This window comes from Sinimarinibacterium thermocellulolyticum, from assembly GCF_040327995.1.
Classification (GTDB): domain Bacteria; phylum Pseudomonadota; class Gammaproteobacteria; order Nevskiales; family Nevskiaceae; genus Solimonas; species Solimonas thermocellulolyticum.
In genome coordinates this window covers 1-1,281 of sequence record NZ_JBEPIJ010000048.1, presented here as the reverse complement: position 1 = coordinate 1,281, position 1,281 = coordinate 1, and the positions used below count along the sequence as shown (strand labels likewise).

The window sequence follows — 1,281 nt, the reverse complement described above, 5'->3', positions numbered from 1 at the left end:
ATCGTGTTGACCTGCGCGCGTGCCAGCTGCGTGTTCTTCAGGCCAATGCGCCGGATCGTCTCGACCAGCACGTACGCGCAGCTCGACAGCAGCAGCCGGAATTGGTTGTGCCACCACTTGTGGCACGACGTGCGATCGGCGAACAGCTGCAGCTGCTCCTTGATCCGGTTCTCCATCTCGCCGCGCGCGCAGTAGAGCCGGTCGTAGAGATCCTGCGGATCGCCGTCGAGGTTGGTGACGACGAAGCGCGGGTTCTCGCCCTGGTCCGAGTACTCGGCCTTGACGATCACCTGCCGGGATCGCGTCCAGGTGCCGGCGGCGTAGTGTACGGTGTGGAAGCTGCGCTGCTTCTGGCCGCTGGCCTCGTATCGCTGCTGCGCGACGCGCATCAGCGACTCGGCCTTCTCCAGCAGCCGATCGTTCTTGGCGATGCCGACGATGTAGCCGACGCCGTGGTTCTCGCACCAGGTCAGGAGGTGGCGCCGGCAGAAGCCCGAGTCGCCGCGGAAGATGATGCGCACGTTCGGCCACGCCTGGCGCAGCCGGCGCACCAGCAGCACCAGGACTGCGCCGGCGTGTGCCGCGGCATCGACACACGACGGCCGCAGATAGCTCACCAGCAGCTGATCGTTGCAGGTCACGTACAGCGGCAGGAAGCAATACTGGTCGTAATAGCCGTGGAAGTACCGGCCTTCCTGCTTGCCGTGCACCGGATCGTCGGTGGCGTCGAAGTCCAGGATCAGCTCCTCCGGCGCGCTCGCAAACGAGGCGATGAACTGCTCGACCAGCACTTGGTGCAGCGCCATCGCCGCAGCACGATCGCCCCGACGCTCGACGCGACCCACGGTGCTGGCGCTGCCCAGAACAGATACTCGATTGCACGCCGTCTGCAGCGCGCCGTCGTGGCGCAGATGATCGTGGTCGTCGACGTCCTCGTAGCCCAGCGCCAGCGCGTACACCCGCTGGCGCAGCAGCGTCACCAGCGAGTGCTCGCAGCTGGCACGCCGCCGCGGATCGCCCAGCGCCTTGGCCATCGCCGCCGTCAGGCCAAGACGCCGATCGGCTTGCCGCAGCAGCAGCGCGCCGGCGTCCGACGTGATCTCGCCACCCGAAAAATCGGCCTCGACCTTGCGCCGAGACACCCGCCCAAACTCCAGCACACCTTGGTAGCATTCCGTCACGGCGGATTCGCTCCAGAGAATTGGCTTCGACAACCGAATTCTACTGGGCAACAGCGAATCCGCCGTGCCTTCTCAGCAGCCTACTCGTGACGGATCCGGG

Annotated in this window: 1 protein-coding gene; it reads right to left on the bottom strand. The window is 66.2% G+C overall.

What is annotated here, in order from left to right; genetic code table 11:
* Window positions 1–1,142, bottom strand: a 1,142-nt coding sequence (locus ABSH63_RS15725) for an IS1380 family transposase (RefSeq protein WP_352891058.1), incomplete at its 3' end; no start/stop codon positions are given.
* Between the last annotated feature and the right edge of the window lie 139 nt (window positions 1,143–1,281).